This window comes from Glutamicibacter sp. NPDC090743, from assembly GCF_044769125.1.
In the GTDB taxonomy this organism is placed as follows: domain Bacteria; phylum Actinomycetota; class Actinomycetes; order Actinomycetales; family Micrococcaceae; genus Glutamicibacter.
On record NZ_JBIVXE010000006.1, the window covers coordinates 211,578 to 226,599 of the forward strand.

Annotated in this window: 15 protein-coding genes and 1 pseudogene; 10 read left to right on the top strand and 6 right to left on the bottom strand. The window is 62.6% G+C overall.

From position 1 onward, the window contains the following. The first annotated feature begins 3 nt into the window (after positions 1-3). Together ACIQTS_RS14005 and ACIQTS_RS14010 are read left to right on the top strand one after the other, a co-directional pair. A complete protein-coding gene (locus ACIQTS_RS14005) occupies positions 4-852 on the top strand; it encodes a siderophore-interacting protein (RefSeq protein ID WP_402473699.1) in 849 nt (282 codons plus the stop codon). Next, positions 836-2,188, top strand: a complete 1,353-nt coding sequence (locus tag ACIQTS_RS14010; protein WP_402473700.1) for an enterochelin esterase domain-containing protein — start codon at positions 836-838, stop codon at positions 2,186-2,188. Before ACIQTS_RS14005 ends, ACIQTS_RS14010 begins: the two co-directional genes overlap by 17 nt. Before the next feature lie 150 nt (positions 2,189-2,338). Here ACIQTS_RS14010 and ACIQTS_RS14015 read toward each other — a convergent pair whose 3' ends face one another. Beyond that, positions 2,339-2,866 carry a hypothetical protein gene (locus ACIQTS_RS14015; RefSeq protein ID WP_402473701.1) on the bottom strand — a complete coding sequence of 176 codons (528 nt, stop codon included), beginning with the start codon at positions 2,864-2,866 and terminating at the stop codon, positions 2,339-2,341. 209 nt (positions 2,867-3,075) lie between these two features. Here ACIQTS_RS14015 and ACIQTS_RS14020 point away from each other — a divergent pair, with 209 nt between their 5' ends. Together ACIQTS_RS14020 and ACIQTS_RS14025 are read left to right on the top strand one after the other, a co-directional pair. Beyond that, positions 3,076-4,119, top strand: a complete 1,044-nt coding sequence (locus ACIQTS_RS14020; protein WP_402473702.1) for an LLM class flavin-dependent oxidoreductase — start codon at positions 3,076-3,078, stop codon at positions 4,117-4,119. Between the two features lie 16 nt (positions 4,120-4,135). Further along, positions 4,136-4,816 (top strand): NADPH-dependent F420 reductase, encoded by a 681-nt coding sequence (locus ACIQTS_RS14025; RefSeq protein WP_402473753.1) that lies wholly within the window; start codon positions 4,136-4,138, stop codon positions 4,814-4,816. On the opposite strand, the gene ACIQTS_RS14030 is transcribed toward ACIQTS_RS14025, so the two are convergent. From ACIQTS_RS14030 to ACIQTS_RS14045, 4 genes and pseudogenes are all read right to left on the bottom strand, one after another. Continuing rightward, positions 4,799-5,014 carry a hypothetical protein gene (locus tag ACIQTS_RS14030; RefSeq protein WP_400291141.1) on the bottom strand — a complete coding sequence of 72 codons (216 nt, stop codon included), beginning with the start codon at positions 5,012-5,014 and terminating at the stop codon, positions 4,799-4,801. The two genes, ACIQTS_RS14025 and ACIQTS_RS14030, sit on opposite strands and share 18 nt — an antisense overlap. A gap of 268 nt (positions 5,015-5,282) precedes the next feature. Then, positions 5,283-6,179: pseudogene (locus ACIQTS_RS14035) on the bottom strand (FAD-dependent oxidoreductase); the annotation flags it as partial. Between the two features lie 153 nt (positions 6,180-6,332). Then, positions 6,333-6,962 (bottom strand): isochorismatase family protein, encoded by a 630-nt coding sequence (locus ACIQTS_RS14040; RefSeq protein ID WP_402473703.1) that lies wholly within the window; start codon positions 6,960-6,962, stop codon positions 6,333-6,335. A gap of 60 nt (positions 6,963-7,022) precedes the next feature. Next, positions 7,023-8,078 (bottom strand): LLM class flavin-dependent oxidoreductase, encoded by a 1,056-nt coding sequence (locus ACIQTS_RS14045; RefSeq protein WP_402473754.1) that lies wholly within the window; start codon positions 8,076-8,078, stop codon positions 7,023-7,025. Between the two features lie 103 nt (positions 8,079-8,181). On the opposite strand from ACIQTS_RS14045, the gene ACIQTS_RS14050 reads away from it, so the two are divergent. Further along, a complete protein-coding gene (locus ACIQTS_RS14050; protein ID WP_332728319.1) occupies positions 8,182-8,778 on the top strand; it encodes a CGNR zinc finger domain-containing protein in 597 nt (198 codons plus the stop codon). A 135-nt stretch (positions 8,779-8,913) separates the two neighbouring features. Here the strand turns inward: ACIQTS_RS14050 and ACIQTS_RS14055 are convergent, their stop codons facing one another. Then, a complete protein-coding gene (locus ACIQTS_RS14055) occupies positions 8,914-9,261 on the bottom strand; it encodes a zinc ribbon domain-containing protein YjdM (RefSeq protein WP_402473704.1) in 348 nt (115 codons plus the stop codon). Between the two features lie 207 nt (positions 9,262-9,468). Between ACIQTS_RS14055 and ACIQTS_RS14060 the strand changes: the two genes are divergently transcribed. From ACIQTS_RS14060 to ACIQTS_RS14080, 5 genes are all read left to right on the top strand, one after another. Further along, positions 9,469-10,662: a siderophore-interacting protein gene (locus ACIQTS_RS14060; protein WP_402473705.1), complete on the top strand. Its 1,194-nt coding sequence runs from the start codon at positions 9,469-9,471 to the stop codon at positions 10,660-10,662. Between the two features lie 112 nt (positions 10,663-10,774). Next, positions 10,775-12,541 (top strand): lipase family protein, encoded by a 1,767-nt coding sequence (locus ACIQTS_RS14065; RefSeq protein WP_402473706.1) that lies wholly within the window; start codon positions 10,775-10,777, stop codon positions 12,539-12,541. Between the two features lie 154 nt (positions 12,542-12,695). Continuing rightward, the gene (gene fepB, locus ACIQTS_RS14070; protein ID WP_402473707.1) at positions 12,696-13,721 is read left to right on the top strand and encodes a Fe2+-enterobactin ABC transporter substrate-binding protein; all 1,026 of its coding nucleotides are present in this window, start codon (positions 12,696-12,698) and stop codon (positions 13,719-13,721) included. A gap of 142 nt (positions 13,722-13,863) precedes the next feature. Further along, positions 13,864-14,571 (top strand): HNH endonuclease family protein, encoded by a 708-nt coding sequence (locus ACIQTS_RS14075; RefSeq protein ID WP_332488394.1) that lies wholly within the window; start codon positions 13,864-13,866, stop codon positions 14,569-14,571. 170 nt (positions 14,572-14,741) lie between these two features. Continuing rightward, positions 14,742-14,954, top strand: coding sequence for a hypothetical protein (locus ACIQTS_RS14080; protein WP_105657967.1), 213 nt, complete (start codon positions 14,742-14,744; stop codon positions 14,952-14,954). Positions 14,955-15,022 lie beyond the last annotated feature (68 nt).

Consider the following 15,022-nt stretch of genomic DNA (forward strand, 5'->3'; position numbering starts at 1 on the left):
CCCATGCCAGCCAATGAAATGATCGTCGAGGAGATCATCGACTACACCCCGCGGATGCGCCGGGTGGTGTTCTGCGGAGCCGGGGTGGCCGAGTACCTGGCCGCCCCGCCGTGCGTGCCGAACATCAAGATCTATTTCCCTGCCCCGGGCAAGGCGCTGGACCAGCCCGGCGAGGACGAGCGCGGACGCTGGGTCTTCACCGGCGACCAGCGCTCGCGGGTGCGCACCTACACGGTGCGCTTCATGGACCAGCCGGCCTCGCAGCTGGCCATCGACTTCGTCCGCCACGGGGACGAGGGGCTGGCCAGCGCCTGGGTGGAACGCATCGCCCCGGGCGATGTGCTCGGCGCCCTGGGCGGCGGCGGGCTGGTGCTCAAGCCCGGCGGCCACGCCCTGCTCTTCGGCGATGAGACCGCGCTGCCTGCCATCAGCGACACCCTGGAGCAGATGCCCGCCGGCCAGCTCGGCCAGGTGTTCATCGAGGTGGCGGACGAGGACGACATCCACCCGCTGGCCAAGCCCGAGGGCGTGCAGGTGCACTGGCTGACGCGCGGCGGGGCGCCGGCGGGAAGCGCCGGGCTGCTCATCGAGGCGATGGACCGGCTGCAGCCGCCGGCCGGTCACGCAGACTTTTCCGGCGTGCACCTGTGGGTCGGGGCCGAGTCGCAGGTGGTGCGCTTCGCCCGCAAGTGGGCGGCCCGCGTAGGGATCGAGCGCGCCAACCGGCTGATCATCGGCTACTGGCACCAATCGATGGACGAGGTGGCCTACGGCAAGGACTCGGACCATGACCGGGTCAAGGACGAGATGGACTACGAGCGCCCGGGACATGAGCATGCCCATGCACACTGAGCGCACCCCGTACGCCGCGGCAGCACCGCGGGTCGAAGCCCGCGGCAACGGGGCGGCCACCCCGCGGGCGCGCGGATTCCTCGCTTCCCGGGTCAGTCCCGAAGGCATCGCCGCCCTGCCGGCGGCCCTGGCCGCGGGCAGCCTGGACTACCCGCTGGTCGACCGCTGCGCCACGACAGGCGTTGGCGGCCAGGACATGGTGCATGCGACGTTCCTGTTCCTCGACGAGCAGCCCGCGGATCCGGCGCGGGCGGTGATCCTGTCGGCCAATGCGCTAGTGGACCATGAGGACCTGGCGGCCAGCGAATTCGAGCAGTCCGGCGAGCGCCTGTGGAGCATTACCCTGCTGGTGCCTGCCGACTGGGTCGCCTCCTACCGGATCACCGTGCACCGCGGTGACGGCCCGGCCCCCTGGCATCAGGCAGCGGACCGCCGCGCGATCCGGCTGGTGGCTGATGGCGGAGGCCCCGATCCGCTGAACCCGCGGGGTTCGGCCACCATGAACGGCGCCGCGGTGTCGGTGTTCCGTGGCCCCCAGGCCACGGCCAACCCGCATCTGGCCCCGGCGGTTCCCGCCGCGGGGCGCAGTGGGCCATCGCTGGGCGGCTGGGGTGCGGCCGAGGCCGGCACGCAGGGGTTGCACCCGCGGCTGAGCCACCACCTTGTGCAGGATGAGAACTGCGCACGCGAACGCAGCGTGTGGATGTACCAGCCGCCAGGCAGCGAATCCGGCGCCCAGCAGGAGCCGACCCCGCTGGTGGTCGTGCATGACGGGGCCACCTGGGTGAAGCACCTGTCCTTCGCCGAGAGCCTGGACAATGCGATCAACGCCAAAGTGCTGGCGCCGGTGCACGTGATGTTCGTGGATTCCACGTCGATTCCGCTGCGCTCCGACGAGTTGCCGCACGCAACGGGCACCACCCGCTCGCTGGCTGGGCAGTTCCTGCCCTGGGCGCGCAGCGGCTTCAACGTGCGGGCCGATCCTGCCGGCACGCTGCTCACCGGTTCGTCTTTCGGCGGTCTCGCCGCGATGCTGGGGGTTCTGCTTTACCCGGAACTGTTCGGCAAGGCAGTGGCGCAATCCCCCTCGCTGTGGCACACCGATGTGTCCGCGCAGCTGCAGTCATTGGCTGCGCACGTTGAGCTGGAAATCCAGGCGGGGTGCTATGAAACGCGCATTGCCGAATCCTGTGCGCAGACCCTCGGCGCCTTGCAGGGCAGCGATGCTGCACAGCGCATCCAGTACCAGCTGTTCTCCGGCGGCCACGACTGGGCCTGGTGGGCACCGGAACTGCTTTCCGCGCTGGTGCGCGCCTATCCCGCGGCAGGCCACTGAGTGCAGTTGGCGGCGGTCCTCCTCTTTGGGCAGGGCCGCCGTTTTTGTTTGGGCAGATTATTTGGCGCTGAGCACTTCTTCGAGCTCTTTTCCGTTAACAAGGATCCGGGCCTCGCCGGTACCGGCCGCGGTCATCGCGGTGTATTGGAGCTATTCGACAATGCGCGGATCATCGCAGGCGCCGCCGGATTTCACGGTTCCGCTCAATTCGACGGTCACCGCATCGCCTTCCACCGCCGATGAAACGTAGTCGAGGTCGGAGCCGGCCAAGGCGTTGCGCAGCACTGATTCTCCGAGCATTTCCTCGTCATCAGCCAGGAGTGCGGTGATCGAGGCCTCGACTTGGTTGGTGAATTCCTCTGGTCCCGTTTCGGTCGCGACCAGCGAGTCGCCGCAGCCGATCTCCGACCCCGACTTCCCCTCATCGCCCACGGCAACATAGAACAGCGTCAGGGCGGCTGTGGTGGGCTCCGCGGAACTCACCGCCGGATCCGCGCTCTGCGCCTCAGTAGAGGCGCCGGTGCTGGCTGGCGGCTCCGCGGTAGCAGTATCAGCGCTGGTTGGCTGCGGCGGGCTTTCGGGCGTTTCACTGCCGGGGCCTTGGCTGCAGCCGGCCGCAAGCATGAGCACCGCAACAGCGAGCGCCAATGGCACCGGGGAGGTTCGTTGAGTTCGCATGGTAATTCCTCCTCGCCAAACTCGAACGAATGGCGTTCCCACCGTAGCCGTGCGCGGCGAGTCCAATCCAGCACGAATCCGTTGCAGTTTGGCTCCTTTGCAGCTCTCAATAGATCAGCTGGAGAGGGCCAAACTAAAGTAGTTGACACGTCAATGAATTAAGGTGATAATTGATGCATCAACCAAGTATTTGAAACGGGGAACACGCAATGAACGCCTTCGAGAACATCGAATTCGGCCTCGACACCTTTGGCGACGTACCCAGCGACAAGTCAGGCAAGCTGGTAACCCATGCGAAGGGCATCCGCGCCACGGTCCAAGAAGCCATCGCGGCCGATCAGGCCGGCGTCGATGTGATCGCTGTCGGCGAACACCACCGCCCGGAATACGCCATCTCCAGCCCCGAGACCGTTCTGGCGGGCATTGCCACGGCGACCGAGCGGATCCGCCTCGGATCCGGCGTGACCGTGCTGTCCTCCGACGATCCGGTCCGCGTCTTCCAGCGCTTCGCCACTGTTGATGCCTTGTCCAACGGACGTGCCGAGGTCATGCTGGGCCGCGGCTCCTTTACCGAGTCCTTCCCGTTGTTCGGCCATAACATGGCTGACTACGAACTGCTTTTCGACGAGAAGATCGACCTGTTCCACAAGCTGCTCGACGAAAAGCCGGTGACCTGGCAGGGAACCAAGCGTGCACCGCTGGAGGATATGGAAGTATTCCCGAAGACCGAGTCCGGCCGCCTGAACACCTGGGTGGGCGTGGGCGGTTCCCCGCAGTCGGTCATCCGCACCGCGCACTACGGATTGCGCATGATGCTCGCTGTCATCGGCGGGTCCCCCGAGCGCTTCGCACCCTACATCGACCTGTACCGCCGGGCCAACGACCAGTTCGGCCACCCAACCCTGCCCGTGGGCCTGCACTCCCCCGGCTTCGTGGCAGAAACCGACGAGCTGGCCCGCGAGCACATGTTCGACGCCTACAAGGAACAGCGTGACCGCATCGGCGCGTCCCGTGGCTGGAGCCCAATGGGCCGCGGAGAATTCGAGCACGAGATCAGCGAAGGCTCGCTGTACGTCGGCTCGCCGGAAACCGTGGCCCGCAAGATCGCCAAGACCCTCAAGTCCCTGGATATCGGCCGTTTCGATTTGATCTACTCCGGCGGCGCGGTAGAAGCTGGCGCCCGCTTGCGTGCCGTGGAACTCTACGGCGAAAAGGTCATCCCGCTGGTACGCGAAATGCTTTCCGAGAGCTAGACCCGGATTCGAAGACCTGCCTGAAGGAGAGAAAATGACACAGCAGACCATCGGCATCCTCGGCGCTGGAAAGATCGGCACGGTTCTTGCCCGCCGCGCCTTGCAGGCCGGCTACAAGGTGCTCATCGCCGGCTCCGGCGACCCCGGCGCCATTGCCCTGACCATCGAGATCCTGACTCCGGGCGCGCTGGCCGTGGATCCGGCAACCGCCGCGCGGGAAGCCGACATTGCCATACTGGCCCTGCCACTGGGCAAGTACCGGAATATTCCGGCTGCCGAGCTCGCAGGCAAGCTGGTCATCGACGCCATGAACTACTGGTGGGAAACGGATGGCATCCGCGAGGACCTGAACGGCCCTCAGGTCTCCACCAGCAATTTGATCCAGGAGTTCCTGCCAGGTTCGCGGGTCGTCAAGGCCTTCAACCACATGGGCTACCACGACCTCGAGGACGAGTCCCGTCCGGCCGGCGCCGAGCGCCGCAAGGCCATCGCGCTGGCCGGCGATCTGGACTCCGACGTTGACCAGGCAGCCCGGATCGTTGACGATTTCGGCTTCGATCCGCTGCCGATAGGATCCCTGGCTGAAGGCTTGCGCCTGCAGCCTGGCCAGCCTGCCTTCGGCGCGAACAAGCCGCGGGCCGAGCTCGCAGCGCTCATCGACGCCGCCCAGGTCCAGGCCTCAGCCGAGCTGCGCTAGCACCTCGTTCAGCGCTTCGGTGGACGAGGGATGGGTGAAGATCTGGTCGCGCAGTTCAGCGGCACTCATTCGCTGCCGCATGGCCAGCGCCACCAGATTCACCACTTCCTGGGAGTCCACGTGCATCAGCGCCGCTCCGAGGATCTTCTCGCTGCGCGCATCGACGACGAACTTGATGATGCCCCGCGGGTCGCCCACGATCTTGGCGCGGCATGGCGGCGATCTCGGAAACTTTCTTCACCGCGATCCTGACCTGCAGTCCCTGTTGTCCAGCCTGCTCCTCGCTCAAGCCGACGCGAGCCAGCGGCGGGGTGGTGAAGATGGTGTACGGAACAGCAACCCGGTCCTTGGTGCTGCGTGTTCCGTCTCCCAGCAGCCCGCTGGCCACGACCCGGTGATCGTCGAGCGAGACATAGGTGAACTGGGGACCGCCGTTGGCGTCGCCCAGGGCATAGATGCCCTGGACATTGGTGGACAGGAACTCGTCCACCACGACTTCCCCGCGGGTGCCCGTCCGGACCCCGGCGGCTTCCAGCCCCAGGCCGGCAGTATTCGGCACCCGCCCCAGGGCAATCAGCACCGCATCCGCCTGCAGCTGGTGCGTCCGGCCCTGGCGTTCGTAGCTGACGGTGGCGCCATGCTCGTCCTGGCTGATCGAACGCACCGAAGCAGAACTGGTGATCACGGCGCCGGCGTCTTCCAGGCAGGACTGGACTTCCCGGGCCACATCCGGGTCTTCCTTGGACAGTGCACGGCTTCCGCGATCCAGCACCGTGACTTTCGATCCGAACTGGGCAAACATGGAGGCGAACTCGATGCCGACATATCCCCCGCCCACCACAGCCAGGGTCTTGGGCAGCTGGGCATGCTGGATCGTTGTGGAATCATGCACCCGCCCGCCGATCTGCGCCTCTTGAATGTCCGGGACCGCGGGAAGCGCGCCGGTGTTGATGATGATCTTCGCCGCGCTCAGCTCCAGCTCATCGGAACCGGCAGTGACCCTGATGCTTCGAGGTCCGGTGAATGCGGCCTTGCCGTTGACCAGCAGCACCGACTCCAGGTCGTCGAGCATGGAGAAATTCTTGGCGCGCATCATGGCAGTGAGCTTGTCCCGGCGCTGGACGGCGGCTTGGAAGACCTGCTGGTCGTATCCGGCGCCATCGCGGGATTCGGCATCGTGGATCAAGGCCTTGGTCGGCACGCAACCGATATTGATGCAGGTGCCGCCATGCATCTGGGTGGACCGCTCGATTAACGCCACCCGCTGCCCGGCCCGGGCCAGGGTGCCTGCCAGGGTCTTGCCGCCTTTGCCCCACCCGATGATGATCGCGTCGAGTTGTCCGTCCGCGCTTGCTGAACCCACGATGAACCCCTAGCTGTTGCCGCCTTGTCCTAGCCCGAGTCTTGTTCGCGCAGGCCGCTTGCGTCAACCTTTGCCCGGACAGCCCGGAGATGAAAAATGGCGGACCACACCTTTTACAAGATGCGATCCGCCAGTTACAGGACGCTCACCTGGCTATTGGCCGGCACGGCCACGAGCAGCTGATTCGATGAGGTTATCGCCGGGCAGTGCAGCACCCGATGCCACTGCCTCGATCCAGGTAGCGGTCGGGGCCACCGCAGCCCAGCTGGAATTCAGCACGGCCATCAGGGTTTCATGCACCTGCTGGGCGGGGATGGAACCGGCAGCGTTGACAATGTCGATCGCGCCGGTAGCATCGGAGAGCACTTCCACGGCGAACCCCAGCGGTTCGGCAGCCGCGGCAGAACCGATCACGCAGTTATTGGTCATGTAGCCCACCAGGGTCAACGTGGTGATTTCACGCTCGCGAAGCCACTCTTCCAGGCCTGTACCCGCGAAGATGCTGGCATAGTTCTTGGAGAATTGGTGCTCTGCAGCTTCCATCCGATCCTGGATCTGCGGCTGCAGGGCATAGGTAGCGGATTCCGGGGCGAAGACGGGGAATCCCTCGGGCGCTTGGTGCTGCACGACAACCACCGGGATCCCGGCCTTTGCCGCTTCGTCCATGGCATTGGCGATGGTGGCTACCGACTGCTCGCGATCCGGGTACTGGATCTGCAGCAGGCCATCAAAGTATTCCTGCTGTGCGTCGATGACGATTAGTGCTCTGCGTGGTGCGGACATAGTGAGTTCCTCTTTCCGATGTGTCGAGATGGCGCCATACGGCACCGGGTGTTTCAGGTTTTATTTAGCCGGCCGGTAGTGCTGGGCCATGAGCTGCACGGTTTGCACCGCTGCGCCAGGGGTGTGGCTGCCAAGGACCATCATCAACTCATCCGCTCCGGTCCACTGCTGCAGCGCTTCCAGGCGCTGGGCCACTTCGGAAGGCGTGCCGGCCAGGGTGCGGTTGGTGTACATGTCAATGATCGCTCGCTCATTGAGCGTGGCCGGATATCCTGCGACCTCCTGGGCGGATAGCAGTGCAAAGGGTTCACGCTTGAACATCCGCAGCATGGCCATCGCCATGGTCGAGGCCTCGGCACGGGCGTATTCTGGATCCTCGGCCGCGATGACGCTTTGGCTGATGAGCACGTACGGACGGTCGAGCACTGCCGAAGGCACGAAATTCTCGCGGTAGATGCGCAGCGCGGTGTCGATATCGGCATCGCCGAACTGCAAGGCGAAGGCGTAGGGCCGGCCCAGCCGCGCGGCCAGCTGCGCCGAATACGGCGAGGAGCCCAGGATCCACAACGGGGTCTGCGTTTCCGGTGCGGGCAGGCGGTTCTGCTCGTTCTGCCACGGGCCGGGCACTGCATGGACTTCGCTGTAGGGGTGCCCTGCGGGGAAATCATCATTCAGGAATCCCACCAGCTCGGCCAGTTGCTCGTCGAAGGTTTCGTTGGCTCCGGTTCCGCGGCGCAACACGGCCGCGGTGGCCCCATCGGTTCCTGGCGCGCGCCCGACTCCCAGGTCGATGCGCCCGGGAGCCAGCGCTTCGAGCATGCCGATCTGCTCCGCGACCACCAGCGGCGCATGGTTGGGCAGCATCACTCCGCCCGCGCCCAACCTGATCCGCTGGGTGTCGGCGGTGAGCCGGGCCATCATCAGCAGCGGCGATGCGACGGACAGCGCGGGCATGGCATGGTGCTCGGACATCCAGAAACGGTGATATTCGGATTGATCCGCAGCCTTGGCGATATCGATGGTGTCCTGCAGGCCATCTTGGGCGGTTTGCCCTACACCGGGTCCGCCTCCGGTGTGAACCGACAGGGCGAAGGGAGCGGAGCCGAATCGTGGCACTGGCTGCAAGGCCAACCTCTTTTCTCATGTTATTTCTATTTTTTACCGTGATACACACACTAGCAGGTGATCACGGTAAAGCAATACTGATACCATGAGGAACATGTCCCAGATGCCCCTTCCCCCGAGCCCCGGAACCGCGCAGCACTGCAGCATTGATCTGGCCAACAGCGAAATCCAGCTGCCTGGCGGCAAGAGCTTCGACGCGCTGGCTAGCCCGGAGGACACCACGCAATGGCTCATCGTGCGGGGTCTCGTGCCCCAGGAAGCAGCGTTGCAAAGCTATTGCCAGAATCGGCTGGTCACCCTTCGCAGCCAGATCAGGAAAGCTTTCCATGCCAGCGCCACGGGCACGCCCGTGGCCCGGGAAGTGCTGCAGGGCATCAACGCCGCACTGCTGGCAGCACCGAGCACCCCATTGCTGCACCATGAGCCGGGCAAGGGATTCTTCCGCGCATTGGAACACCCCGCCACGCAATTGACCGAGCACGCCATGTCGCGACTTGCCGAGGACGCCGCAGCACTTCTGAGCAGCGAGGAAGCGGGCCTGCTGGCCCAATGCGAAGCCGAGCCATGCACCCGCTACCTGCTCAAGACCCATGGCCGCCGGCATTGGTGCTCCACGCGTTGCGGTGATCGCGTGCGGGCGGCCCGTTCGTACGCCAAGAAGAAGAGCCAGCAGGATTCTTCTGCCGCCTAGCCCATGGCCTGAGGATTCCCGCCGGCGGCGCAGCCGAGCACCTTGCATGCCGTGGCACGTGCCAAGCAGCATGGAACACTAAAGGCTCCCACCATCCGTAGATGCTGGGAGCCTGAGGAACTGCGGGCGGAACGCCTAGATCTTCTTGACGACGGAAGACTTCAGTTCCATCTGGCCGAAGCCGTCCACCTTGGCGGCGATATCATGGTCGCCAGAGCCTTGGACCAAGCGGATATTGCGCACCTTGGTTCCGGCCTTCAGCGCACTCTGCGCGCCCTTGACCTTCATGGTTTTGGTGATGCTGACGGTATCTCCGTCCTGCAGCGCATTGCCGACAGCATCCTTGATCTCTGCTTCGACAGCTTCGGCTACTTCGGCCTCAGCGTTCCATTCATGTGCGCACTCTGGGCAGACCAGCAGGGCATCCATTTCGTAGGTGTACTCGCTGGAGCATTCAGGGCACGGTGGCAAGGTATCAGACATGAAGCTGATTTTAGTGACCGGATATGCCCCATGTCGAATGAATCGGATATCGAATAATCCCCGGAATTCCGCGCTGGAAATGGCACGAACCCCAGGCCTTGAACACTTCCTGCCCTCCAGCTTGAAATTACTTGTTTTCCACGCCGGATATACCCCATACTCAGGCATACAGGCTGGTGCCCACACCGGCCGGGTTAGGGGCACACCATGTCTAAGCACCACAAGTACAAGAGCTACGGTCCGCAGTACACGGTGACGCCAAGGGAAGGGCTCACCCTGGAAATCCTCGCTCAGGCCGAAAAGGCCGGGGCAAAGGCAGGATACGCGATGGCCAAAGAGCAGCTGTACCGGAACATCGGCAACAGCTCTGTGCTCAACGAGCAGGAAACCGACGAATTGCTGGCCGCTGCCGAACGTGCCGGCGCCGCGGCGGCACTCACCGCGGCACGCAAAGTCCTGGATAAGACACTGCGCACCTCGTTCAAGCACTACCACCACTCGACGGCGCAGGGGCCCGCGCAGCAGCTTGCCCCGCAGCCATTTGCTCCTGCGCAGACGCGCAGCTACTCGGAAACCTACGAGGAGCCCTTGGCCCAGCACACCCCCGCCTTGGGATATCTGGATCCGCCAAGGGAAAAGGTGGATCAGCACATTCTGACCATCACCCGGGTAGAACAGCTGAACGACCAGATGGTGCGCATCATCGCTGGCGCCCCCGATCTGGATGGCTACCGTTCCAACGGGGCGATTGATGAATACGTGAAAGTCTTTGCCGCTGACCCCGCCCTCGGATTAGAGCCTCCCTATGATCTGCGCGCCTTGCGGCAGCGCCTGCCCCGCGATCAGGTTCCGCGTTCCAAGTCGTACACGATACGTTGGATCAACGCGGTTGTGCCGGAAATTGCGATCGACTTCGTAGTTCATGGGGAGTCTGGGACTGTTGGCCATTGGGCCGGGACAGCGCAGCCCGGGGACCCACTGGTTATTTCCCCCTCACGGAGCAAGTCATCATTGTCGCTGAATACCGACTACTACGTGCTGGCCGCGGATGAAGCAGGCATCCCGGCGATCTGCAAAGCCCTCGAAGCATTGCCCTCGGATGCGCGCGGTCTAGCGTTGCTCGAAGTTGCCGATCAGAACGCAATGTTTGACGTGAAACATCCTCCAGGCGTTGATTTACGCTGGCTGCCGCGTGACGGCGTTCCGGCGGGCCGCAGCTCACTGCTGGCCGATGAGCTCCGTTCCTTGCCGCTGCCCCATCTGCGGCTTGGGCTAATCGCTCATGCCGAGCGTTCCACGGTTAAAGAGATCAGCCAAGTTGCGCGGCACTGGCACCTCGACAAGCGTTCCTCCCACATTTCCTCTTACTGGACCCTGCGCGAGGGGAGATTACGCCGCTAAAAGCTGGATCAGAGTGATCCGCAGCATCACAACGGCACGCACAGGGACAAGCTCTTTAACTCCGGATAACCTTGGAAGCATCGCATCCGCACTGGTTATCCGAGGAGTGTCCATGGCTCAGCACGATAGCACCAGCAACTTCGCGCGCCTTCTCGGCGGTGTTTTGCTGATTGCCCTCGGACTCGTCCTGATGCTCAACTCGGCGAGCGCGGTCCGGCTGATTATTTGGCTGCTGGGCGCTGGCCTGTTGATTGCGGGCCTGGTGCGCCTTGCCGAGGCTCAACAGGACTCCGTTCGCCGCTGGCCAGTGATGCTTTCTGGCGGCCTGCTGGTGCTCAGCGGGGTCGCCCTCCCGCTCTGGCATCGGGCCAGCTTGCCGGTCCTGGCTTTGGCGACTTCACTGGTTCTTCTCCTGGGCGGAGTGCTCAGACTTGCAGCGGTGCTCCGCGGGCAGCGGCAGCATTCCTTCCGCGGCGCTCTCACAGCACTTGCCGGTGTCTTTGGCGCGGCTCTGGTGATGTTTTGGCCCAGGCTTTCCTTGTGGGTGCTCGGCGTCGCTTTCGGCGGCTGGTTATTCCTTTTGGGAGTCCACTGCTTGTGGTCTTTTCTCCGGCCTCGCCTTCCGGCAATTCCTGGCTGGCTCCGCGCTGCGCGTAGCGCGAGCCTGACAGGATTGAGCGCCATTGGCCTCATCGCCGTGCTCGGGCTCGGAACGATCACCGCTTTTCTGCATAGCCAAAGCGATACGGCCGCCGCGGATGATTTCTACTTGCCGCCAGCTAGCGTTCCTGCTGCCCATGGCCAGTTGCTGCGCGCGGAACCGCTGGCCAAGAGCACTCTGCCGAACACTCTCGCCTGGCGAATTCTGTATACGACGCAAGGTCACGATGGCTCTCCTGCAATAGCTTCGGGCGTGGTGACCGTGGCCGAGTCCGCCACGGGAACCCTACCTGTCATCTCATGGGCCAATGGGACCAAGGGCGTCATGTCCCAGTGCGCGCTGTCCATGGGACCGAATCCTTATGATGATGGTCCAGCTGCTGCCCGTGAAACCATGTTGGCTGGCGGATGGGCAGTAGTCGCTACCGATTACGTCGGCTTGGGCACCGCCGGCCCTCATCCCTATTTGATTCCGGCTGCCGAGGCGTACGCGGTGCTTGACGCGACTCTTGCTGCAGGTCAGCTGCAAGACCTGCATTCACGAGGAGTCCGGCTAGGACAGTCCAGCGTAGTGTGGGGCCATTCCCAGGGCGGGCATGCGGCTCTGGCTACGGCTGAAGCCGCCGGGGACTACGCTCCGAACCTGGAGATTCTCGGCATCGCCGCCATGGCCCCGGCAACCAACCTTCCGGAATTGGCCGAGTCGGTTGCTGATACCGCGGCGGGAAAAATCATTTCCAGCTACATTGCCGCCAGCTGGAACCAGCTGTATCCGGATCTGGGCATCGACGAGCGGTTGACGACCCGTTCTCGCATGGCGGTAAACCAGCTATCCCAGAATTGCTTTTCCGGTACGGGCGCGCTGACCGGGTTGGCCCAGGCCAGCCAGCTCTTCGAACCGATTCTCAGTTCCGAGGCTCTCGACGGCCAGCTGCACTCGGTGCTGAAACGCAATTCGTCCATCGTTCCGGCGGGCTACCCGGCGTTCATTGCCCAGGGCGCTGCTGATTCATTGGTCTTGCCCTCGATGCAGCGCGAGTTCTTCAGAAGTTCTTGCACCCCGGATGCCCAGATTGGTTACCTCGAGTACTCCGGACTGGACCACATGCCGCTCGTCGGGGCAGACTCGGCACTCAATGAAGATCTTGTCGCCTTCACCCACTCGCTGCTTGAGGGGAAGCCAGCTTTCCCTGAAGGCTCCACCCTGTGCAGGAAATAACCGTTTGCGATGCCACTCTGATTCCTTTTGTTCTTGTACCAGCGCACGGGCCCGTGTCTGGGGAACATAAAATAGGTTCGGAAAGACTTCCAGTAATTCATTGCCGCTCAATGCCGCCTAGCCATTTTCTGGCCGTCGGCCCAGGAGAATCCTAGTGCGTCCCAGCTTGTCCCGAATCGCAGTTGCCTTGTGCCTTGGCATCTTGGCCTTTTCCCTTGGCTCTTGCGCGGCGTTACCTGACGAGCAAGGGAGAGATGCGGGCACCGCGGCATTTGAAGCCGGGCATTGGCCACGCACCTTGACTGATTCAATGCATGACCCCATACGGATCCCGGCAAAACCTGAACGTATCGTCTCGACCTCGGTAGGACTCACGGGTTCACTGCTGGCCCTGGACGCGCCGGTCATTGCCAGCGCAACGGCGCCGGCGGGGCCTGATACCGATGGCGACGGTTTCTTCAAGCATTGGGCTGATGTTGCCTCGGACCGCAAAGTTGATCCGCTCTACGAGATCGGGAAGTTCGATCTGGAAGAAATCGAGGACCAGAAACCCGACCTCATCATCGTGGCGGCAACAGGAGCAGACTCCGAAGTCGACAACGTAGGTGCGCTGAGGAAGATTGCCCCAACCATTGTCGTGGACTACGCAGATAAGGACTGGAACGAACTTTCAAAGTTGCTCGGGGAAGCCACTGGTACCGCAGAACGAGCAGAGCAGAACACTGCAGCCATTAACGAACGGGTTTCAGCACTGAGAAGCATGCTGGCAATCCCATCCGGAACCACGGCTTCAATCATTTCCTACGCAGCCCATGGCATATCCCCGATCGCTAAAACCACCGGGCCGCATGCGCAGCTGTTCAGAGGACTCGGCTTCACGGTGGTATCCACGCCAAAGAAGTTCGACACTTCCACACAGCCAAGGGAAGATTTCAGTTTCGTCAGCTACAGGGATCTGCCAGCAACGCTCACTGGAGATGCCACCTTCCTCTTGGCCGCAAACAAGAAAGCGACCACGGCATTTACCTCGGATGAATCACTAGCCCAGCTGCCATCGGTGCAGAGCGGCAGCGTCTTCCCGCTCACCACTGCCCACCTTCTGGACTACTACGCAACCCAGAAGATCTTGGACTATTTCGAACACGAATTTCCAGGTCTGGGCTCTTCTGAGCTCGAGTAGCAGCATTCCTTGAAGTCGGTACATCCGACCTCACGCCACAACACGGATCATGGACGGCTAAATGGTCCGCTCCACTGCCTATAGTTCAAGTCAGAGCATCTTCTAGCTCAAGCACCAGCCACCTTAGGAGTAGTACTACCGCATGCGTTCGCTGCGTCGCACCTTATCTTTGTTCGCCCTCCTGTCCACCCTGGCTCTGAGCTCGTGCTCTTCATTGGAGACCATTGAGTTCCCGCCCCTTCCTGATGCCCAAGCCGCACCGACGCCAAGCACCGCAGAACAACGTGATATCTACGCAGAATCCCTTGAACTGCTCAATGAGGTTACGGTCAAAGGCCGCGCACCAAAAACCGGCTACGACAGAGCGGAATTCGGCAAGGGATGGAAAGATCCGGACCGCAATGGATGCGATGCGCGCAACGACATCCTCTCGCGCGATTTGGTGGACGTGACATATAAACCGGCCACGCGACCCTGCGTTGTATTGAGCGGAACGTTCGATGATCCCTACACGGGCAAGACCATCGAATTCAAGCGCGGCCAAGGCACCAGCACCTCCGTGCAAATCGACCATGTTGTCGCCCTGTCCGATTCCTGGCAAAAGGGCGCGCAGCGCTGGGATGCCGAGACCCGCTTGGAATTTGCCAATGACCCGCTGAACCTGCTGGCTTCCGATGGCCCCACTAATGCTTCCAAAGGCGACAAGGACGCGGCATCATGGTTGCCACCCAACAAGAGCTTCCGTTGCACTTACGTCTCGCGGCAGACCCAGGTAAAAGCCAAATACGACGTTTGGATGACCAAGGCAGAGCACACCGCGATCGGGAACATCCTCAAATCCTGCATCTAGCAGTCAGGCAGCTTCGCCGGGCCTCATAGCCGTACGCAGGACATCGCACGGAAACATCCACCTTAAGGCTTATCGTCAAATCGATGGACTTGTGGCAAAATGGATATTATTCAACACGTTAGCGATTATGTTCTGCGATGGCTTGGCCTGATCCTCTACTGCAAGGGCGCATGATGAAGACACGAATCCCCGGAGTCCTCCTACTGGTTTCCAGCGTGTGCATCTTCAGTTTTGCACTGACCACCACGCAGCGCGAGGCAGCCACTGCCTGCTGGGTCGTCTCCACCCTCATGTTCATTGGAGCAGCCATGCTGCTGCTGAGTGCGATCCTTGGAACTTCCACCGTCACCGCAGGTGACCCGCGGCATAAGCGTCAGCAATAACTGCATACTCCTCTAATCAGAAGCAACCTCTTGGCCTATGGCTGGGAGGTTGCTTCTGTTGAATAACC